We start from the raw sequence: 19,515 nt of genomic DNA on the forward strand, positions 1-19,515 counted from the left end.
ACGCACCCCAGCGCCCGTAAGCTCTTGGCCCCACCACAAGCCCTCCCCTACCCGTCCGCCTCCTCCAGCCGAACCTCCCCAGCCCCGACCCCGGCCCCACCCGCACCCGCACCCCCACCCGCGAACGCGAGCAGCCGCTCCGCCTCCGCGCGCGCGGCCCGCTCCTCGGCCCGCCGCAGCGGCAGGTACGGGCGGATCGCCACGGCCCACCCGCCGTCCTCGCGCTTCGTCAGCTCCCAGTTGCCGGCGACCAGGCCGTCCACCAGCAGGCTGCCGAGGACGATGCCGTTCTGGGTCATCACCCGGCGCCGGTATTCCTCGGGCAGCACCCGGGTGCGGTCGGCGTGCGAGAGCAGCAGGTTGTCGAAGGGGGCGATCAGCCGTACCGGCGCCGGGGTGTCCGGGTCCGGACGGGGCGCGTCGGGCAGGTCGTACAGCAGCCGGCCGTGCTCGTCGCGGAAGGTGACCAGCTGCGGGGCGAGCCGGGCGAGCACGGGGGCGAGCCGGGTGAGGCCGCACCACTTCTGCAGGTCGGCGGCGGTGGCCGGGCCGAAGGCGGCGAGGTAGCGCAGCGTGACCTCGCCGATCGACGGCTCGGGGTCGAGCGGCCGGCCGAGCCAGTGCTCGGCGGTGGTGTGGGCGGCGGGGCCGCTGCGGCCCCAGATCCCGCGCGGCGGCACCTGGACCAGCGGCAGCAGCCAGCGCGCCGCCTGGGCGAGCGCGGCGGGGTCACCGCCGGGCCGTCCGGCCGCGAGTTCCGCGCCGAGGTGCTGGAAGGTCCGCGGCTCGGCCTCGACGAGTTCCCGGGCCTCGGCGGCGAGCCCCGCCAGGTCGACGCCGACCAGCCGCTTGCCGAAGGCGCCGCGGGTCCCGCGCTCGATGACGGGCTGCACCAGCGGGCGCAGCATCAGGCAGTCCCGGGCGGTGACCAGGTGGATGGTGCCGCGCTGGAGCGCGATCCGGACCACCTCGCGGCCCTCCAGGAGCGCGCTGAGCCCCTCCGGCCGGAAGTCCTCCAGCCGGGACCAGAGGCCGACGTACGGGGGCTGCGGCACCGCCTGCGCCTGGAGGCCGATCAGGTGCTCGATCATCACGGTCGGCGTCAGGTCGGTCCGGGCGAGCAGGTGCTGACGGGCCAGCAGCGCGCGGCCGAGCGCCCGCGGACCGAGCACCGGCGGGGCGGCGGCCGAGGGCCCGTCGGCCGTCCTGCGGCCGCTCACCGCCGGCCGTCCAGGACCGAGCGCAGCACGGCGATCCGGTTGCTGGTGATGGAGTCGACGCCGGCGGCGCGCAGCCGGCGCATGGTGCGGCGCAGGTCGGCGGTCCAGGTGGAGACGGCGAGGCCGGCGTCGTGGGCGGCGGCCGTGAGATCGGCGGTGACCAGTCCGAACGGCGGGTTGAGGTAGCGCGGGCGCAGGTCGGCGAGCAGGGCCGGGGCGGGCAGCCGGGGCTGCTTCCAGGTGAGCGCGATCTCGGCGTCGGCGCTGAGGGCGCGGACGGCGAGCATCGCGGTGGCCGGGCCGCAGAAGGCGACCCGGTGTTCGGCGCCGAGGCCGGTCACGGCCTCCCAGGTGGCCGCGGCGGGGCGCGGGTCGTCCAGGTCGATCAGCAGTCGGGCGCGCGGCGTGGCGGTGACGGCCTTGAGCGCCTCGGCGAGGGTGGGGACGGCGAGGGGGCCCCGGCGCAGCCCGTCCAACTGGTCGAGGGTGACCCGGCGGATCGGGCGCGGGTCCTCCCAGAGCCGTTCGAGGGTCTCGTCGTGCAGCAGGACGGGGACGCCGTCGCGGGTGAGCTGGACGTCGACCTCGACGGCGTCGGCGCCGGCGGCGAGCGCGGACTCGATGGAGGGCAGGGTGTTCTCGCGGTACCGGTACGGGTCGCCCCGGTGGGCGACGGCGAGCACCGGACGGGAGGGGCCCACGGAGGCCCCGGCGGAGGTGGCTGCCATGGAGGTGGCCTTCACGGGGGCGGCGGCGGAGGTGGCGGCGCTCATCGGACCAGCCCCGCGAGCCAGGGGGTGAGCTGGAGCATGGTGATCGCCTCACGGTAGTCGGGTTCGCCGGCCACGGACACGATCAGTGTGGCGGACGGCGGGAAGGTGCGCTGACGGACGCGGACGTCGCCGCTCCAGACCGCGTCGAGGAAGGCGGGGACGCTGTCGCGCGGGACGTCGAAGGGGATGCCGTCGAGGGTGACCACGGCGTCGTCGTGGCCGAGGAGACGTACGTCGGTCTCCGGCCGGCCGGCGATCTCCAGCAGCGCCTCGTGGGGTACCGCGGCCAGGTCCGGGCCGGCGAGCTCCGGGCCCTGCGGAGCGGTGAGCCCGGCGAAGGTCCGGTCGCGGCCGATGTCGTGGGTGGCGCGGACCTCGCGGCCGTGGCGGGCGGCCACCGCCTCGATCGCGAGCACGGCACTCTGGGTGGTCGGCAACGGCGGGTGGGGCATCAGGGGCGGGCCTCTCGTCGGTGGCTCGTGGAGCCGGCTCGTCTGACGGGTGACGCGTGGATCAGCGGTGGGCAGGTCGGTGACGTGAAGGTCGGCGACGTGAAGGTCGGCGACCGGCAGATCAACGGCCGGCGGGTCAGCGGAGTTCGACCATCACATTGGTGGACTTGATGACCGCGGTCGCCGGCGCGCCCGGCACCAGGCCGAGTTCCTCGGCGGACTCCCGGCTGATCAGCGAGACCACCCGGAACGGCCCCGCCTGGATCTCGACCTGGGCGGCGACGTCGCCGAGCAGCACCTCGGTGACGATGCCGGGGAACCGGTTGCGCGCCGACGAGGGGCGCCCCTCGGCCTCGGCGTTCTCCGGACGGGCCAGCTCGCGGGCGAACGCGGCGAGCTGGGCGCCGGGGATGATCCGGTGGCCGTGCTCGTCCCGGTCGGCGGCGACCCGGCCGGCGTCCACCCAGCGGCGCATGGTGTCGGTGCTGACCCCGAGCAGGGCCGCTGCCTCGCCGATCCGGTACGGGTTGACCGGCACCTCGGGCTGACCCATGTGCGACTCCTGACGACTGCTCGGCCGGGTGCCGATGAGAACGGGTGGGAACGGGCGAGAACGGGTACGGACGGGTCCGCAACGCAGGGAGCGTACGGGAACGGACGCCGCACCGGCCGGGAACGGACCCCGCCCGGGCACGCGCCCACGCGGTCATCCTGCCGTACGACGGTCTCGCCGTCCCGCCTCAGGGCTCGCCGAAGAGGTCCCGCCGGACGGCGTCGCCCGCCGTGAGCACCGCGCCGCTGAGGATCGCGCCGCCGCCTGCCGTGCCCGCGCGGACCTCGGTGCGCAGCGGGTTGAGTCCGGCCAGGCGCCGTTCGACGCGGCGGGCCAGTTCGGCGCCGCCGGCCCGGCCGACCTCGCCGCCGAGCACCACGCATCCGGGGTCGAGGACGACGCAGACGGCGGCGGCGCCGACGGCGATCCGCTCGGCGAGGGCGTCCAGGAAGGCCTCGCCGGCGGGCCCGGCCGCGAGGGCGGCGCGGACGGCGGCCTCGGCGGCGAGGGCGTCGTCGGCGGGGTCGGCGGGCAGGCCGTGCGCGCGGGCGAGCTCGCAGACGGCGGTGGAGCCGACGAGGCTGTGGAAGCCGCCCTCGCAGCCGCTGTCGGAGGGCAGTCCGGGTGTGCCGGGGACGGGCAGGAAGGCGATCTCGCCGGTGCCGCCGGCCGCGCCACGGCGGAGCCTGCCGTCGAGGATGACCGCGGCGCCGACGCCGCTGCCGAGCCAGAGCAGCACGAAGGTGTCGCGGTCGCGGGCGGCGCCGATGCGGTACTCGGCGAGGCCGGCGAGGTTGACCTCGTTCTCCAGGATGACGTCGGTGTCGGGCAGCTCGCGCAGGGCGGCGAGCAGTCCGGCGTGCCAGCCGGGGAGTTCGCCGGGGCTGTTGAGGCGGCCGGTGGCGTGGTCGACCAGGCCGGGGGCGCCGACGGCGACGGTGTGCAGGTGCGGGACGCCGGCGGCGCGGGTGGCGTCGAGCAGGGCGCGGACGATCCGGTCGGCGATCTGCCGGGGGGTGCCCTCGTCCTGGTCGACGGTGAGTTCGGTGCCGGCCAGGCTGCGTCCGGCGAGGTCGGCGACGACCAGGCTGACGCCGCCGGAGCGCACGTCGACGGCGGCGAGGTGGGCGCGGGAGGCGACCAGGGCGTAGAGGCGGGCGTTGGGTCCGCGCCGCTGTTCGCCGCGCTCGCCGACGACGGCGACCAGGCCGGTGCGCTGGAGGCGTTCCAGCAGGTCGGCGACGGTGGGACGGGAGAGGCCGGTGAGCCCGCGCAGTTCGGTGGCGGTCAGCGGCCCCTGGTCGAGGAGCAGGTTGAGGGCCAGCCGGTCGTTGATCGCCCGGGCGGTGCTCGGCGTGGCCGTGCGCGGGGTGGTCATGGCAGGTCATCCTCGCAGACTGTTTCTATCAGGGTCCCTTCCTGATAATTTATCGAACCGAGGCGCGGAGCCGCGCCCAGGGCACCGTCGCGCCTTCCGCGACCGGGAGGGATCGCCGCATGATCGAGAACTTGAACAGGAACGCACCGGACCCGCTCGGGTCCGCACGCCGGGCGAGAGTGAGCATCGCCCTGGTGTTCGCCGTGCACGGCGCGGTCAGCGGCACCTTCGTCACCCGGATCCCGTGGATCCAGGACCGCCTCGACCTCTCGGCCGGGCAGCTCGGCCTCGCGCTGGTGATGCCGGCGCTCGGCTCCTCGCTCGCCATGCCGCTCGCCGGCCGGCTGGTGCACCGCCACGGCGGCCCGACCGCGCTGCGCTGGCTGCTCTCCTTCTGGTGCCTGGCGCTCAGCCTGCCCGTGCTCGCCCCCTCGCTCCCGGCGCTCTGCCTGGCCCTGCTGGTCTTCGGCGGGACGGCGGGCATGGCGGACGTGGTGATGAACGGCGAGGGGGTGGACGTCGAGCGGCGGCTCGGCCGTTCGATCATGGCCGGCCTGCACGGGATGTGGAGCGTGGGCGGGCTGGTCGCCTCCGGCTTCGGCATCCTCGCCGCCCACCAGGACCTCGACCCCCGGATCCAGCTCACGGTCACCTCGCTGGTGCTGCTCGCCGCCGGCCTGCTGGCCTGCCGTGGACTGCCGCGGACGGCGCCCGCCGAGGAGGCCGCGCAGGCCGAGGCCCCGCCGCGCTTCGCCCTGCCCCCACGCAGCTCGCTGGTGATCGGGCTGGTCGGGTTCTGCGCGGTGTTCGCCGAGGGCGCCTCGATGGACTGGAGCGGCGTCTACCTGCGGGACGTCACCCACGCCTCCCCCACCGTCGCGGCGGCCTCGTACACGGCGTTCGCGCTCACCATGGCGGTCAGCCGGCTGGCCGGCGACACGGTGATCCGCCGGATCGGCGCCGTCCGGGCGACCCGGCTCAGCGGGGTGATCGCGACCGTCGGCGGGCTGCTGGTGGTCGCCGCGGACAGCCCCGCGGTGGCGATCCCCGGCTTCGCGCTGATCGGCATCGGGATCGCCGTCGTGGTGCCGCTGGCCTTCGCCGCGGCGGGCCGGATCGGCAGCAACCCCAGCCAGGCGATCGCCGGCGTCGCCACGGTCACCTACACCTCCGGCCTGGTCGCCCCCGCGATCATCGGCGCGCTCGCCCAGGCCACCTCGCTGACCGTCTCCTTCGGCGCGGTCACGGCGCTCGCCTTCGCGCTCACCCTGGGCGCGGGCGCGCTGCGCCGGGCCGACGGAAAGGCATCGGAAAGCGTGACCGCAACGCAATCGGAAACGCCTTCCAAAAAGGATCTTTCCACGATATAGTGAAGAAAATCCACGGGAATTCCCCGCTAATATCGCCGACCGCCGGGTGCACCGATTCCGCACCCGGCGGTTTCCGCGACCCCGCGAAGGAATACGCCCATGTGCCACGACCGCGACGCCGCACCCCCGGCCCCTGCCCGTCCGCCGCTCCCCGGCGCCCCGCCCCAGGCCGGTCCGCTCACCCTGACCTCCACGGACGGCACGCCGTTCGCCGCCCACCTGGCCGTCCCGGAGCGCCCCGCCGGGCCGTCCGTGGTGGTCCTGCCCGATAACCGGGGACTTTCCCCCTTCTACCGGCGCCTCACCGTCCGGCTCGCCGAACAGGGGCACCCGGCACTCGCCATCGACTATTTCGGCCGCACCACCGCGGACGATCCGGCGACCCGTGACCCGGAGAACCGCGGACCGGAATTCGGCGACATGCCGAACCTGCTGCCGCACCTGCTCGCACTCACCCCGGACGGCCTGGACGCGGACATCACCGCCGCCGCCGACCACCTGCGCTCCGCCGGCGCCGCGGAGGTCGTGGCGCTCGGCTTCTGCTTCGGCGGGCGCCAGGCCTTCCGGGCCGCCGCACCCCGCTTCGGCCTGGCCGGCGCGGTCGGCTTCTACGGCTTCCCGGACACCCTCAACGGCGCCCCCGGCCCCACCCAGCTGGCGGCCGGCCTCACGGCGCCCGTCCTCGCCCTGTGGGGCGGCGCCGACGAACACATCCCGCCCGCCGCCGTGGCCGCCTTCGACGAGGCGCTCACGGCGGCCGGCACCCCGCACACCTTCGTCACCTACCCGGGCGCGCCGCACAACTTCTTCGAACTCGCCACGGCCCGCGGCGCCGACGGGCACCCGGACGCGCCGACGGCCGGGCCCGGGGACGGACGCACGGACGGTCACACCGGGGCGGCCGAGGACGCCTGGCGGCGCCTGCTCGACTTCCTGGCCGGCCCCGGCCGCCCGGTCCACCCCGGCCACCCGCGTCACCCGGGCGGCGCGGCCGCGCACTGACCCCGCTCCCGGATCCGCCCTCCCCGGCCCGACCCCTGACTCGCCCCGCGGTCCGGCCACGGCCCGGTCACAGCCCGGAACCGGCCCCGGGCCCGGCCGACCCCACCGGTTAACCTCGAACGGTGTCCCACACCACCGCCCCGCCCGCCCCGCCCGCGTCACCGGCCCCGGCCACCCCGCCGGTGCCCGCCATGCCGGAGGGCCCCGGCCCGGTCGGCTCCCGGCCGGACCGGGCCACCCGCTCGGCACGGCTCCGGCTGGCGCTGCTGCTGGTCCTGCTCGGCGCGGCGGCCGGGTCCCTGCTGCTGTGGAGCCCGACCGCCCTGCTGCGCGAGGGCGTCCCGGGCGGGGCACCGGTCTTCGTCCTGCTGTACGCGGTGGCCACCCTGCTGTTCCTGCCCCGGCCCGCGCTCAACGCGGCGGCCGGGCTGCTGCTCGGGGCCGGCCAGGGCGTCCTGCTGGCGGTGCTCGGCACCACCCTCGGGGCGGCGCTCGCCTTCGGGCTGGGGCGCGGACTCGGGCGCGAGGCGTTGCGCCCGTACCTGCGGGGGAAGGTGCTGACCGGGCTGGACCGGCGGTTCACCGAGCACGGGTTCCGCAGCGTGCTGCTGCTGCGCGTGCTGCCGGGGCTGCCGTTCCAGGCGGGCAACTACGGCGCGGCCTTCTCCGGCGTGCGGTTCTGGCCGTTCCTGGCGGCCACCGCGATCGGCGTGGTGCCCACCACCTCCGTGTACGTGGTGGCGGCGGCCAGCGCCGGCGAGCCGGGCTCCGCGGCGTTCCTGGTGGCGGCCGGGGGCATGGCGGTGCTGGTGGGGTTCAGCCTGTTCTCGATGTGGCGCTCCGCCCGCAGGCGCAAGGCCGGAGCAGGGGCCGGGGCCGGGGCCGGGGCCGGGATCGAAGCCGCGGCCTCCTGACGGCCGGACCCGCCCCGGGGCGCCCGACCACCGGGGCCACCGGGCCCCCCGGGATCCACCGGGGCGTCCCGACCGCCGCGCCCTCCGGGACTCCTGACGCCGCTTCGGTGTATTCACTCGCACGGACATGTCATGCTCCGCCAGGATGTCCGACATGACGACCACCACCGAACGGATCGATCCCCCCTTCGCCGCGGACGAGACGGCGATGCTCGTCTCCTGGCTCGAATTCCACCGCGCCACGCTGATGCTCAAGTGCGAGGGCCTGACCGAGGAGCAGTTGCGGCTGCGCTCGGTGCCGCCGTCCTCGCTCTCGCTGCTCGGCCTGGTCCGGCACATGTCGCAGGTGGAGCGGTTCTGGTTCCGGTCGATACTCCACGGCGAGAAGTTCGCCGAGGGCCTCTACTGGAGCAAGGAGAACCCGGACGGCGACTTCGACGACGTCGACACCGCCTCCGCCGAGGAGGGCTTCGCCACCTGGCGCTCCGAGGTCGAGGCCGCCCGCCGGGCCGCCGAGGGACTGCCGCTGGAGACCGTCGGCAAGCGCGAGCGCCACGGCGAGGAGGTCACCCTCCGCTGGATCCTGGTGCACATGATCGAGGAGTACGCGCGGCACAACGGACACGCCGATCTGCTGCGCGAGCTCGTGGACGGTGCCACGGGCGAATGAAATCGTTTCCCCATTGTTGACAGAAGGTCAATTAAGGGGTGACCCCGACCGATATGGTCTACGCGCGCAACCGATCGTGGTGCAGTTGCGTCGCAACAGTTGCCCGGGTTCGCCCGGGTTCCGGTGCGGCACGACTCTTACGGCGGTCGCGAGCGGGCACGACACCGGTGATCAGTGCGATACTCGGACAGTTCCGACGAGTGGATGACGTGTCAAAAGGACGCGCGCACCCGGGGGACGCGTACGGGACGAGGCAGGGAGGCGCGGCATGGGAGCACTTCGCGACGAGCACCACAACGGGTGGCTGATGCCCTCGGGGAACTACCCGGCCGCGGTGTACGACGACGAGTGGATGGACCAGGAGACGGTCCCGTCGGCCCCCGCGCCCACGAAGATCGTCTCCTTGCGCCCCACCGGCTTCGAGGCCGCCCGGACGGTCGGCGAGCACATCCGCGCCAGCACCCCGGTGGTCATGGACCTCACCGAGATGGACGAGGCCGAGGCCAAGCGCATGGTCGACTTCGCCTCCGGACTGGTCTTCGGCACCCGCGGCGGGATCGAGCGGATCGCCCGCCGGGTGTTCCTGCTCACCCCCGCCGACGTCGAGGTGATGGTCATCGACCGGCCGATGGACGAGACCGGCTTCTACAACCAGAGCTGACGCGGCCGGCCGGAGCGGACACAGCCCGGCACGCCACCGAGTGACCCGACCGGGGACGGCAACCGCCGTCCCCGGTTTTTTGCTGCCCGTCCTCGTTACCCGTTCCCGCCGCCCGCCTTCCGTCCTTGCCGCCCCTCTCCCGCCGTCCCGGCGATCGACTCGACAAACTCGTATGCGGCATCCACGATTATTATGAGACATAGACGTCTCATCTGATCTACACTTGCCGCATGGCCACAGACCGCGACTCCGTCCTCGAAGCCGCCGTGGGCGTGCTCTCCCGCCGCCCGACCGCCCACCTGGACGAGATCGCCCGCGCCGCGGGCATCAGCCGCGCCACCCTGCACCGGCTCTTCCCGGGCCGGGAGGCGCTGATCCGCGAGGTCGGCCTGCTCGGCCTGCGCCGCTTCGGCGCCGCACTGGACACCGCCGCCGTCGAGGACGGCGACGCCCACGCGGCGCTGCGCCGGCTGGTCGACGCGGTCGTGCCGGACGCCGCGCTGTGCGCCTTCCTGGCCGGCGAGAACCAGCTCTACGACGACCCCGGGATCGACGAGCTCTGGGAGTCCCAGATCACCCGGATGCACGCGCTGTTCCTGCGCGGCCAGCAGCAGGGCGTCTTCCGCATCGAGCTCTCGGCCGCCTGGCTCAGCGAGGCCTTCTTCGACCTGGTGGCCGGCGTCGGCTGGGCCGTCCAGGACGGCCGGCTCGCACCCCGCGACGGCGCGTTCTCGCTCGCCGAGCTCTTCCTCGGCGGTGCCCTGCGCCGGCCCGGGCCGCCCGGCCCCGCCGCCCCCGATCCCGCGCCGACCCCCGCCGCGGCTCCCACCCCGGCCCGCGTCCCCACGACTCCCGTCCCCACGCCCGCCCCCGCGGCTTCCGCCCCCACGACTCCCGTCGCCAGGGCCTCCGCCCCCACCACGACCCCCGACACACCGGATACGGAACCGGAAACCGATACACCATGAGCACCACCGTCCACACCCCCCGCGGCCACGACCGGCGCTGGACCGGCCTCGCCGTCCTGGTCCTGGCCGTCACCCTGGTCGCCGTCGACGCGACCGTGCTCTCCCTGGCCATCCCCTCGATCAGCGAGACCTTGCGCCCCAGCGGCACCCAGCTGCTCTGGATCGGCGACGCCTACTCCTTCGTCCTGGCCGGACTGCTGGTCTCGATGGGCTCGCTCAGCGACCGGATCGGCCGCAAGCGGCTGCTGCTCGCCGGCTCGACCGCCTTCGGCGCCGCGTCCCTGCTGGCCGCCTACGCGCCGAGCCCCGGCTGGCTGATCCTGGCCCGCGCGCTGCTCGGCGTCGCGGGGGCGACCATCATGCCGTCCACCCTGTCGCTGATCCGCTCGCTCTTCCCGGACGACCGCGAGCGGGCCACCGCGATCGGCATCTGGGGCGCCGCGGCCACCGCCGGCGCGGCGCTCGGCCCCGTGGTCGGCGGGGTGCTGCTGGAGCACTTCTGGTGGGGTTCGGTCTTCCTGCTGAACATCCCGGTGCTCGTGCTGCTGCTGGTGCTCGGCGGCTGGCTGCTGCCCGAGTCCAGGGATCCCCGGCCCGGCCGCTGGGACGTGCTGAGCGTGCTGCTCTCGCTGGCCGGTGTGATCGGCGTGGTGTACGCGGTCAAGGAGGTCGCCACGCACGGCCCCGGCCGCTGGGACGTACCGGTCGCCGCCCTGGTCGGCGCGGGCGCGCTGGCCCTCTTCGTCCGCCGCCAGCTGCGGCTGGACACCCCGCTGCTGGACGTGCGGCTGTTCCGCGACCGCCGCTTCACCGCCGCCGTGCTGGCCTCGCTGATCGCCCTGGTCGGCCTGTCCGGCGAGGTCTTCGTGACCTCGCAGTACCTCCAGCTGGTGCGCGGCTACGGCCCGCTGCAGGCCGGGCTGGCCGAGCTCCCGGCCTTCGCCGGCGCGGTGGCCGGTGGTCTGCTGACCGCCCGGCTGGCCCGGCGCACCGGCGCCCGCGCGGCGCTGACGCTGGGCCTGCTGGTGATGGGTGTCGGCCTCGGCCTGCTCGGCTGGGTGCAGCAGGACACCACCTACCTGGTGCTGGCCGCGTCGTTCCTGCTCACCGGTACGGCCGAGGGCGTGGTCTACACGCTCGGCGCCGACCTGGTGCTCCGGGCGGCCCCCGCCGAGAAGTCCGGCGCCGCGTCGGCGGTCTCCGAGACCGCGTACGAGCTGGGCACCGCGCTCGGCATCGCGCTGGTCGGCTCGGTGGCCACCGCCCTGTACGCGAGCGGGCTGCGCGTCCCGGCGGGCACCGACCCGGACTCGGCCGCCCGGGCGGTCGAGTCGCTGGGCGGCGCGGTCGAGGCCGCCCACGCCCTGCCGCAGCCGCTGGCCGGTCCGCTGCTGGACAGCGCCCGGGACGCCTTCGTCCACGGTCTGAACGTGGCGGCCCTGCTGGCCGGCGCGCTGCTGCTGGCGGCCGCCGTCCTGGTCCGGCGCCTGCTGCGCGGCCGGCCGGGCGCGGCGCCCGAGTCGGCCGCCGGCTCCGGGGAGCCTGCGGCCGGGGAGCGCGCGCCCGTGAGGGCCGGCTGACCGGCCCGGCCGGGGGACACGCCTACGAGGCCCCGAACGGGAGCTCCAGCTCCGCCCAGACCACCTTGCCGTCCCTGGTCAGCCGGCTGCCCCAGCGCTGGGCCAGCTCGCTGACCAGGAACATGCCGCGCCCGCCCTCGTCCTGCTCCGCGAAGGGCCGCAGCTGGGGCGTCTGGCCGCCGGCGTCGGCGACCTCCACGGTGAGCACCCGGTCGCGGAACAGGCGCAGCCGGCGCGGGGCGTCGGCGTGCAGCAGGGCGTTGGTGACGAGTTCGCTGACCAGCAGTTCGGCGTAGTCGCAGAGCGGGGACAGGCCCCATGCGGTGAGGGTCTCGCGGGTGAAACGGCGGGCCTTGCCGGGCAGCCGTCCGCCGCCGCTGAGCGGGAGGGTGGCGACCCGGCCGGCGGGCAGCGGCAGCACCCGGGCCATGATCATCGCGATGTCGTCGTCGGTGCCGTCGGTGACCAGGGCGCCGAGGACGGCGTCGCAGGTCTCCTCCAGGGTGCGGCCGGGGCCGCCGAGCGTACGGGCGAGCATGTCGATGCCGGCGTCGAGGTCCTGGCCGCGCCGCTCGACCAGGCCGTCGGTGTAGAGGGCGACCATGCCGCCCTCGGGGAGGGTGAACTCGATGGACTCGAAGGCGACGCCGCCGACGCCGAGCGGGACGCCGGGCGGCAGGTCGACCCGGCGGGGCACGCCGTCTGGGCCGACCCAGACCGGCGGCAGGTGGCCGGCGGAGGCGACCTGGACGGTGCGTTCCAGCGGGTCGTAGACGGCGCAGATGCAGGTGGCGAACTGGCCTTCGCCGATGCCGGAGGCGGTCTCGTCGAGCCGGCTGAGCACCTGCTCGGGCGGCATGTCCAGGGTGGCGAGGGTGCGGGCCACGGTGCGCAGCTGGCCCATGGTGGCGGCGGCCCGGATGCCGTGGCCCATGACGTCGCCGACGACCAGGGCGACCCGGCCGCAGGAGAGCGGCACCACGTCGAACCAGTCGCCGCCGACCTCGCTGACCACGCTGCTGGGCAGGTAGCGGTAGGCGATCTCCAGGCCGAGGGTGCGGTGGATCTCCTGGGGCAGCAGGCTGCGCTGCAGGGTGAGGGCGGTCTCGCGTTCGCGCCGGTAGAGGCGGGCGTTGTCGATGGCGAGGGCGGTGCGGGCGACGAGTTCCTCGGCGAGGGCGACGTCGGCGTCGCTGAACGGCTCGGGGTTGCGCATCCGGATGAACTCGGATCCGCCGAGGACCATGCCGCGCGCGGTCAGCGGGACCATCAGGTACGAGTGGATGCCGGCCTCGACGCCGGGGGCGACGCGTTCCTCGGTGGCGACCAGGCCGCGCAGCACGCTCTCGTCGACGTGGCTGCGCAGCAGGGGGCGGCCGCTGCGCAGGCACTGGGTGTAGCTGCGGTCGGGGCTGTACTCGGTGACCTCGCCGACGGTGTCGACGGCGTGGGTGAGGCCGGACTCGTAGGACTCGCCGACGGCGACGGCGCGCAGTTTGATCGGCCGGTCGGAGGGGATGGCGGAGGGTTCGGCGCCGCGCAGCACGGGTTCCAGCAGGTCGATGGTGGCGAAGTCGGCGAAGCGGGGGACGACGGCCTCGATGAGTTCCTCGGCGGTGCGCTGGAGGTCGAGGGTGGTGCCGATGCGGGCGGTGGCCTCGGCGATGGTGGCGAGGCGTTCCTGGGCGCGGGCGGCGCGGGCCTCGGCCTGGAAGCGTTCGGTGACGTCGATGATGGAGGAGCAGACGCCGAAGACCCGGCCGGTGGAGTCCTCCAGGCGGAAGTAGGAGGCGGACCAGGCGCGGTCGCGGCGGGGGTCGCCGGGGACGCGGCCGTGCGAACGGGCGTCGACCACGGGCTTGCCGGTGGCGAGCACCTGTCTCATGGTCTGTTCGATCTCGGCGCTGTTGATGCCGGGCAGGACGCTGCTGATCCGCCGGCCCACGTGGTCGGCGATGGGGACGCCGTTCATCCGGGCGAGTGCCTCGTTGAGCCGTACGTAGCGCAGCCCGGTGTCGTAGACGGCCATGCCGATCGGGGACTGGCCGAAGATGCCGTCGAGGACGGCGAGGTCGGCCTCGACGCGGTGCAGGGCCTCGACGTCGGAGGCGGTGGCGAGCAGCAGCAGGGTGCTGCCGGGGCCGGCGATGGGGTAGGTGCGGAACTCCAGCTCGACGGGGTGGCCGTCGCGGTGGCGGACGGGGACGACGCCGGACCAGCCCTTGCCGCTCATGATGCGTTCGAAGAGGGAGAGGATGCCGGGGCGTTCGGCCTCTTCGACGAGCAGGCGGGCGGCCTGGTTGCCGACGGCCTCGGCGGCGGTGTAGCCGAGCAGGGCCTCGGCGTCCTCGCTCCAGTGGAGAATCGTTCCGTCGTCCTGGAGGAGCGCGGTGGCGACGGGGACCAGGCGGTGGCCGTCGAGGCGTGCCGGGTGGCTCCCCGGCCGCTCCCCGGGCCGGTCGGCGGCCGCGCCGGTAGCGGCGTCCCAGTCGAATCCGCGCATGATCAGGCAACACCCCGTTCGACTCGTTCCCGGTCGGGGGCGGTTCCATGCGTGGCCCAGGGGTCTCCTGTGGCGCGCGGTACCGTACCCGCCGAGGTCGTTTCTCCCAGACTGCACGGACATCGGCCGCCCGGCGACCCCTTTGTCAGGGACTTTCCGATCGGTCTCGGTGGACGGCCGTCATGGGCCTACCGGCCGCAGCGTACTCTCCAGGACGCTCGCCCACTGGCGGATCACCCCGGTTCGCCGGGCACCGTCGTCGGTGAGCAGGTTGGCCAGGCCCAGGCCGCGGGCGAGGTCGAGGGTGGCCTGGACGCTCTCCCGGATGCCGGGGGTCCGTTCGTCGGCGTCCAGGAACTCGACGGCGGCGCGGTGGGCCTCGCGTCCGACGTGCCCCTCCAGGGCGATGATCCGGGCGCGCAGCGGCTCCTCGGTGGCGGCGGCGACCCACAGGTGGAGGGCCGCGCGGAAGAGCGGTCCGGTGTACAGGCGCACGATCATGTCGACGACGGCCTCGGTGCGTTCCGGTCCGGGCGGGGGCAGGTGGTCGGCGTGGGCCCGTACGGCGGCGAGGCGCTCGGCGGTGACGTGTTCGACGGCGGCGGTGAAGAGGTCCTCGCGGGTCGGGAAGTGGTGCTGGGCGGCGCCGCGGGAGACTCCGGCGCGTTCGGCGACGACGGCGACGGTGCTGCCGTTCCAGCCGAGCTCGGCGAGGCAGTCCACGGCCGCCGCCAGCAACCGCCGGCGGGTGGCGCGGCTACGGTCCTGCTGGGGGGTGCGGGCGGCGGCGTGGGCGGTCATCGGCGGTGGCGGTCCGTTCCGGTGCGGGGCGCGGTCGCGCCCGATCCTGCCATGCTCAGCGGGCCGACCCGCGGGCGCGCAGCTCGCGGCGGAGGATCTTGCCGGCCGGCGACCTGGGCACGGCGTCCAGGAACTCCACCGCGCGGACCTTCTTGTACGGGGCGACCCGGCCGGCCACGAAGGCGGTCACCTCCGGCCCGGTGAGGGTGCTGCCGGGCGCGCGGACCACGAAGGCCTTGGGGCACTCGGTGCCGTCCGCGTCCGGGACGCCGATGACGGCGGCGTCGGCGATCTGCGGGTGGGTGAGCAGGACGGCCTCCAGTTCGGCGGGGGCGACCTGGTAGCCCTTGTACTTGATCAGTTCCTTGACCCGGTCGACGACGTGGAGGTAGCCGCGCCCGTCGACGTGGCCGACGTCGCCGGTGTGCAGCCAGCCGTCGGCGTCGACGGTGGCGGCGGTGTCGGAGGGGCGGCCGAAGTAGCCCTTCATCACCTGGGGGCCGCGGATCAGCAGTTCGCCGCGCTCGCCGGGGCCGAGGTCGGTGCCGCTGCCGTCGAGGGCGACGACCCGCAGCTCGGTGGAGGGGACCATCCGGCCAACCGAGCCGGGCGACGGGTCGGCGTCGTCCGGGGAGACCACGTGGGTGACGGGGGACAGCTCGGTCATGCCGTAGCCCTGGAGCAGGCGCGGCAGGCCGAGGCGGCGGGCGCAGGCGTCGGCGAGCTCGCGGTCCAGCGGGGCGGCGGCGCACAGCAGGTAGCGCACGGAGGAGAGGTCGTAGCGGTCGACGACGGGGTGCTTGGCGAGGGCGAGGGCGATCGGCGGCGCGACGATCAGGGCCTCGACGCGTTGCTCCTGGACGGTGCGGCAGAACTGTTCGAGGTCGAAGCGGGGCAGCACCACCACGGTGGCGCCGCAGCGCAGCGGCTGGTTGAGCAGTGCGGCGAGGCCGTAGATGTGGAAGAACGGGAGCACGGCGAGGACGCGTTCGCCGACGGCGGGCCGGTAGAGGGCGTCGGTCTGGGCGAGGTTGGTGGCGATCGAGCGGTGGGTGAGCATCACGCCCTTGGGCAGACCGGTGGTGCCGCTGGAGTACGGCAGGACCGCCACGTCCTCGCCGGGGTCGATGGCCGGCTCGGGTTCGGGGCCGGTCGCGGCGAGCAGGTCGGCGAGCGAGCGGTGGCCCTCGGCGCCGTCGAGGACGATGATCTCGGCGATCGGACGGCCCTCGGCGGCGAGCTTGCCGGCGGCCTCGCGGGCGACCGGCAGGAACGGCGAGACGGTGACGATCCAGCGGGCGCGGCTGTCGCGCAGCTGCGCGGTGAGCTCGCCTGAGGTGGAGAGCGAGGAGACGGTGGTGACGGTCGCCCCGGCCCGGGTGGCGCCGTAGAAGGCCATCGGGTAGCCGACGGTGTTGGGGCTGAACAGCGCGAGGACGTCACCCTTGCGCAGCCCCGCCTCGGCCAGCCCGGCGGCGACCCGGCGCACCGCGGCGCCGAGCCGGGCGTGACTCACCGACTCGCCGGTCACGCCGTCCACCAGGGCGGGCAGATCACCGAACGCCTCGGCGCCGCCCAGCACGGCGTCGTGGATCGGGAGGTCGACGAGGTCGACGTCGGGGAACTCGCTGCGGAACACCAAGGTGTGCCTCCCTAGGGTCAACTGACGGGCCGTCCAAGAGTGCCCGTGACGGGGGCGCCCGGACAGGGGGCGTCCGTTGCGCCGATATGACGAACGAGCGGGGAGGGGCGCGTGGCACGCTTGCCGCCCCCCGATCCCGGGCGGACGGTGGTCCGACGGGCCGTCCGCCCCCTCCCCAGAGCACGGCCCCGAACCCTGGAGCGATCGTGGAACACCCCCTCCCCAGAGCCCGTCCCACCCGGGCCCGCCGCACCCGTACCCGTACCCGTACCCGCGCCTTGGCGCCCCGGCTGGCGCTCGTCGGCGCGACGGCCGCGGCCCTCACCCTCGGACCGGTACCGACGGCCTCCGCCGCCCCGGGCGACAACGGCGACGTCAAGATCCATGACAGCGCCACCGCGCCGAACAGCCGGAACAACGACCCGAAGGTCTGCCGGTTCTACCTGGCCGCGTTCGACTTCGACACGATCGAGCTCGTCACCTGGACCATCTCGCAGCAGCCGCCGACCGGCAACGCCGTGGTGCTCGGCGGCGCCGTGGTGCTGACCGGCGGCTCCGGGGCCAGCAGCACCTACTCGCTGCCGGACGGCCACTACAAGCTGGAGTGGACCTTCGTCGGCGAGAACGGCGCGGCCAAGCAGAAGGTGTTCGACGTGAACTGCGCGAGCAGCGCGCCCTCGGGGACCCCGACGCGGTTCTCCAACCCCCCGAGCCCGAGCGCCACGACCAGCGCCCCGCCCACGCGATCGGCCCGCCCCTCGCCGTCCGCCTCCGGCTCCGGCTCCCCCTCGCCGTCCGGCTCGCCCTCCCCCTCAGTCCCCTGGGCCACCCACTCGCCCAGGCCCGCGCCGGTCGGCGGGGTCGGCACCGGTGGCGGCGGCACGTCCGGACCGGACACCGCCCAGGTGCTGGGCGGCGCGGCGCTGCTGGCCGCGGCCACCGCCTTCGCCGTCCGGACGCTGCGCCGGCGCTCGGCAGGCGATGGCACGTCCTGACCAGCGCCGCCGGCGCCCCGGCTCCGGCCCCGGCCGTCTCACGGTCGGGGCCGTCGCCGTCGCCGTCGCCACCGGGGCCTGGCTGGTGACGGACGGCGCCGGCGGGGACGGCGGGCCCCCACAGCCCCCCGCCCCCGCCGGGGCCGCCGCCCCGGGGGCGCCCGCGACACCCCCGGGAGCCCTCGGCGCGGTGCCGGTGCGGCAGCCGGAACCCGGCCCGCCGCCGCTGCCGGACTCCCCCGCGACCCGCGTCCGGATCCCCGCCATCAAGGTGGACGCGCCGGTCACCGCCCTCGGCCTCGATCAGGCCCGGCACCTCGCCACCCCGCCGGTCGACCAGCGCAACCTGGTGGGCTGGTACCGCGACGGCGCGGCGCCCGGCGGCCCCGGCAACGCGATCGCCGTCGGCCACGCCGACACCCGCTCCGGCCCGGCCGTCTTCTACCGGCTGGGGCTGCTGCGCCGCGGCCACACCGTCGAGGTCGTCCGCAAGGACCGCCGCACCGCCGTGTACACGGTGGACGCCGTCCAGGTCTTCCCGAAGGGCTCCTTCCCGGACACCGCCGTGTACGGCGACACCCCGCGTCCCGAACTGCGGCTGATCACCTGCGGCGGCGCCTTCGACCGGCGCACCGGCTACACGTCCAACACCGTGGTGTTCGCGCATCTCACCTCCGTCCGGGGTTGAGCCTCCGGCCTCGTCCCTGTCCGGCCTCGTCCCTGTCCGGCCTCGGCTTCGGCCGTTGCCGGGGCGGGTCCGGGGTGTGCCGGGTGGCTCAGTACGAGCGGGGCAGGCCCAGGGTGTGCTGGGCCACGTAGTTGAGCACCATCTCGCGGCTGACCGGGGCCACCCGGCCGACCCGGGTGGCGGCGAGCAGCGCGCCCAGCCCGTACTCCTGGGTGAGCCCGTTGCCGCCGAGGGTCTGCACGGCCTGGTCGACGGTACGGGCGGCGGCCTCGCCGGCCGCGTACTTGGCCATGTTGGCGGCCTCACCGGCGCCCTGGTCGTCACCGGCGTCGTAGAGCAGGGCGGCCTTCTGGGTCATCAGCCGGGCGAGTTCGATCTCGATGGCGCACCGGGCGAGCGGATGGGCCAGCCCCTGGTGGGCGCCGATCGGGGTGGACCAGACCTTCCTGGTGCGGGCGTAGTCGACGGCCTTGTCGAGCGCCTGGCGGGCCAGGCCGAGCGAGAACGCGGCGGTCATGACGCGCTCGGGGTTCAGGCCCGCGAACAGCTGGAGCAGTCCGGCGTTCTCATCGCCGACCAGGGCCTCGGCGGGCAGCCGCACATCGTCCAGGAACACCTGGAACTGCTTCTCCGGGGCGACGAGTTCCATCGGGATCGGCCGGTACTCGAAGCCCGCCGCCTCGCGCGGGACGATGAACAGGGAGGGCCGGAGCCGGCCCGTGGCGGCGTCCTCGGTGCGGGCGACGAACAGCACCGCGTCGCAGTGGTCGATGCCGGAGACGAAGACCTTGCGGCCGGTGAGCAGCCAGTCCTCGCCGTCGCGGCGGGCGGTGGTGGTGATGCGGTGGGAGTTGGAGCCGGCGTCGGGTTCGGTGATGCCGAAGGCCATCCGGCGGGTGCCGTCGGCCAGGCCCGGCAGCCAGTGGCGCTTCTGCTCCTCGGTGCCGTAGCGGGCGATGACCGTGCCGCAGATCGCCGGGGAGACGATGAGGAGCAGCAACGGGCAGCCGGCGGCGCCGAGTTCCTCCAGCACGATCGCGAGGTCGGCGATGCCGCCACCCCCTCCGCCGTACTCGGCGGGCAGGTTGGCGCCGAGGTAGCCGGCCTTGCCGGCCTCCGCCCACAGCTCCTCGGCCGGCTCGCCGGCGCGGGCCTTGGCGAGGTAGTAGCCGGATCCGTAGCGGCGGCCGAGGTCGGAGACGGCGCGGCGCAGGGCCCGCCGCTCGGGGGTCTCGATCAGGGCGCCGGCGGGGCCGTCCCCGGGGGTTCCGGGGGTTCCGGCGGCTTCGGGGGTTTCAGGGGCTTCGGGGGCTTCGGGGGTGGTGCGCGGTGCGGACATGCGAGG

General features: G+C 75.1%; 18 protein-coding genes. 9 read left to right on the plus strand and 9 right to left on the minus strand.

Annotated features, from left to right (window positions below):
- Positions 1-47 precede the first annotated feature (47 nt).
- From ACWEQL_RS09910 to ACWEQL_RS09930, 5 genes are all read right to left on the minus strand, one after another.
- On the minus strand, positions 48-1,220 hold the full coding sequence (locus tag ACWEQL_RS09910) for a winged helix DNA-binding domain-containing protein (RefSeq protein ID WP_452149695.1): 1,173 nt from the start codon (positions 1,218-1,220) through the stop codon (positions 48-50).
- Complete coding sequence (locus tag ACWEQL_RS09915; RefSeq protein WP_452149696.1) at positions 1,217-1,993, minus strand: glycerophosphodiester phosphodiesterase; 777 nt, start codon at positions 1,991-1,993, stop codon at positions 1,217-1,219. Before ACWEQL_RS09915 ends, ACWEQL_RS09910 begins: the two co-directional genes overlap by 4 nt.
- Entirely contained in the window at positions 1,990-2,409 is a 420-nt protein-coding gene (locus ACWEQL_RS09920) for a hypothetical protein (protein WP_452149697.1), read from the minus strand. The genes ACWEQL_RS09915 and ACWEQL_RS09920 overlap by 4 nt, the downstream gene beginning before the upstream one ends.
- Positions 2,410-2,581: 172 nt before the next feature.
- Positions 2,582-2,998: a TOBE domain-containing protein gene (locus ACWEQL_RS09925; RefSeq protein WP_452149698.1), complete on the minus strand. Its 417-nt coding sequence runs from the start codon at positions 2,996-2,998 to the stop codon at positions 2,582-2,584.
- Positions 2,999-3,185: 187 nt separating this feature from the next.
- Positions 3,186-4,376, minus strand: coding sequence for an ROK family transcriptional regulator (locus tag ACWEQL_RS09930; protein ID WP_452149699.1), 1,191 nt, complete (start codon positions 4,374-4,376; stop codon positions 3,186-3,188).
- Positions 4,377-4,495: 119 nt separating this feature from the next.
- Between ACWEQL_RS09930 and ACWEQL_RS09935 the strand changes: the two genes are divergently transcribed.
- The 7 genes from ACWEQL_RS09935 (at position 4,496) to ACWEQL_RS09965 (ending at position 11,541) form a co-directional block, all read left to right on the plus strand.
- Positions 4,496-5,746 (plus strand): MFS transporter, encoded by a 1,251-nt coding sequence (locus tag ACWEQL_RS09935; RefSeq protein WP_452149700.1) that lies wholly within the window; start codon positions 4,496-4,498, stop codon positions 5,744-5,746.
- Between the two features lie 99 nt (positions 5,747-5,845).
- On the plus strand, positions 5,846-6,748 hold the full coding sequence (locus tag ACWEQL_RS09940) for a dienelactone hydrolase family protein (RefSeq protein WP_452149701.1): 903 nt from the start codon (positions 5,846-5,848) through the stop codon (positions 6,746-6,748).
- 122 nt (positions 6,749-6,870) lie between these two features.
- A complete protein-coding gene (locus ACWEQL_RS09945) occupies positions 6,871-7,662 on the plus strand; it encodes a TVP38/TMEM64 family protein (protein WP_452149702.1) in 792 nt (263 codons plus the stop codon).
- 154 nt (positions 7,663-7,816) lie between these two features.
- Positions 7,817-8,332 (plus strand): DinB family protein, encoded by a 516-nt coding sequence (locus tag ACWEQL_RS09950; RefSeq protein ID WP_452149703.1) that lies wholly within the window; start codon positions 7,817-7,819, stop codon positions 8,330-8,332.
- Between the two features lie 268 nt (positions 8,333-8,600).
- Positions 8,601-8,993 carry a cell division protein SepF gene (locus ACWEQL_RS09955; RefSeq protein WP_452149704.1) on the plus strand — a complete coding sequence of 131 codons (393 nt, stop codon included), beginning with the start codon at positions 8,601-8,603 and terminating at the stop codon, positions 8,991-8,993.
- A 230-nt stretch (positions 8,994-9,223) separates the two neighbouring features.
- Positions 9,224-9,961, plus strand: coding sequence for a TetR/AcrR family transcriptional regulator (locus tag ACWEQL_RS09960; protein ID WP_452149705.1), 738 nt, complete (start codon positions 9,224-9,226; stop codon positions 9,959-9,961).
- On the plus strand, positions 9,958-11,541 hold the full coding sequence (locus tag ACWEQL_RS09965) for an MFS transporter (protein ID WP_452149706.1): 1,584 nt from the start codon (positions 9,958-9,960) through the stop codon (positions 11,539-11,541). The genes ACWEQL_RS09960 and ACWEQL_RS09965 overlap by 4 nt, the downstream gene beginning before the upstream one ends.
- 22 nt (positions 11,542-11,563) lie before the next feature.
- Here the strand turns inward: ACWEQL_RS09965 and ACWEQL_RS09970 are convergent, their stop codons facing one another.
- The 3 genes from ACWEQL_RS09970 to ACWEQL_RS09980 form a co-directional block, all read right to left on the minus strand.
- Positions 11,564-14,044, minus strand: coding sequence for a SpoIIE family protein phosphatase (locus ACWEQL_RS09970; protein ID WP_452149707.1), 2,481 nt, complete (start codon positions 14,042-14,044; stop codon positions 11,564-11,566).
- A 180-nt stretch (positions 14,045-14,224) separates the two neighbouring features.
- Complete coding sequence (locus tag ACWEQL_RS09975) at positions 14,225-14,845, minus strand: TetR/AcrR family transcriptional regulator (protein ID WP_452149708.1); 621 nt, start codon at positions 14,843-14,845, stop codon at positions 14,225-14,227.
- A 55-nt stretch (positions 14,846-14,900) separates the two neighbouring features.
- Positions 14,901-16,484 (minus strand): 4-coumarate--CoA ligase family protein, encoded by a 1,584-nt coding sequence (locus ACWEQL_RS09980; protein ID WP_452149719.1) that lies wholly within the window; start codon positions 16,482-16,484, stop codon positions 14,901-14,903.
- A gap of 209 nt (positions 16,485-16,693) precedes the next feature.
- Between ACWEQL_RS09980 and ACWEQL_RS09985 the strand changes: the two genes are divergently transcribed.
- Together ACWEQL_RS09985 and ACWEQL_RS09990 are read left to right on the plus strand one after the other, a co-directional pair.
- Positions 16,694-17,482, plus strand: coding sequence for a hypothetical protein (locus ACWEQL_RS09985; protein WP_452149709.1), 789 nt, complete (start codon positions 16,694-16,696; stop codon positions 17,480-17,482).
- Positions 17,469-18,170, plus strand: coding sequence for a class F sortase (locus tag ACWEQL_RS09990; protein WP_452149710.1), 702 nt, complete (start codon positions 17,469-17,471; stop codon positions 18,168-18,170). Before ACWEQL_RS09985 ends, ACWEQL_RS09990 begins: the two co-directional genes overlap by 14 nt.
- Before the next feature lie 88 nt (positions 18,171-18,258).
- Here the strand turns inward: ACWEQL_RS09990 and ACWEQL_RS09995 are convergent, their stop codons facing one another.
- On the minus strand, positions 18,259-19,509 hold the full coding sequence (locus ACWEQL_RS09995; RefSeq protein WP_452149711.1) for an acyl-CoA dehydrogenase family protein: 1,251 nt from the start codon (positions 19,507-19,509) through the stop codon (positions 18,259-18,261).
- Positions 19,510-19,515 lie beyond the last annotated feature (6 nt).

Source organism: Kitasatospora sp. NPDC004240 (assembly GCF_053603215.1).

Bases quoted from the DNA above. Each gene is read 5' to 3' on its own strand.
- ACWEQL_RS09915 (WP_452149696.1), bottom strand. From the start codon at position 1,993: ATGAGCGCCGCCACCTCCGCCGCCGCCCCCGTGAAGGCCACCTCCATG.
- ACWEQL_RS09925 (WP_452149698.1), bottom strand. From the start codon at position 2,998: ATGGGTCAGCCCGAGGTGCCGGTCAACCCGTACCGGATCGGCGAGGCA.
- ACWEQL_RS09930 (WP_452149699.1), bottom strand. From the start codon at position 4,376: ATGACCACCCCGCGCACGGCCACGCCGAGCACCGCCCGGGCGATCAAC.
- ACWEQL_RS09935 (WP_452149700.1), top strand. From the start codon at position 4,496: ATGATCGAGAACTTGAACAGGAACGCACCGGACCCGCTCGGGTCCGCA.
- ACWEQL_RS09940 (WP_452149701.1), top strand. From the start codon at position 5,846: ATGTGCCACGACCGCGACGCCGCACCCCCGGCCCCTGCCCGTCCGCCG.
- ACWEQL_RS09950 (WP_452149703.1), top strand. From the start codon at position 7,817: ATGACGACCACCACCGAACGGATCGATCCCCCCTTCGCCGCGGACGAG.
- ACWEQL_RS09955 (WP_452149704.1), top strand. From the start codon at position 8,601: ATGGGAGCACTTCGCGACGAGCACCACAACGGGTGGCTGATGCCCTCG.
- ACWEQL_RS09960 (WP_452149705.1), top strand. From the start codon at position 9,224: ATGGCCACAGACCGCGACTCCGTCCTCGAAGCCGCCGTGGGCGTGCTC.
- ACWEQL_RS09965 (WP_452149706.1), top strand. From the start codon at position 9,958: ATGAGCACCACCGTCCACACCCCCCGCGGCCACGACCGGCGCTGGACC.
- ACWEQL_RS09970 (WP_452149707.1), bottom strand. From the start codon at position 14,044: ATGCGCGGATTCGACTGGGACGCCGCTACCGGCGCGGCCGCCGACCGG.
- ACWEQL_RS09975 (WP_452149708.1), bottom strand. From the start codon at position 14,845: ATGACCGCCCACGCCGCCGCCCGCACCCCCCAGCAGGACCGTAGCCGC.
- ACWEQL_RS09990 (WP_452149710.1), top strand. From the start codon at position 17,469: ATGGCACGTCCTGACCAGCGCCGCCGGCGCCCCGGCTCCGGCCCCGGC.
- ACWEQL_RS09995 (WP_452149711.1), bottom strand. From the start codon at position 19,509: ATGTCCGCACCGCGCACCACCCCCGAAGCCCCCGAAGCCCCTGAAACC.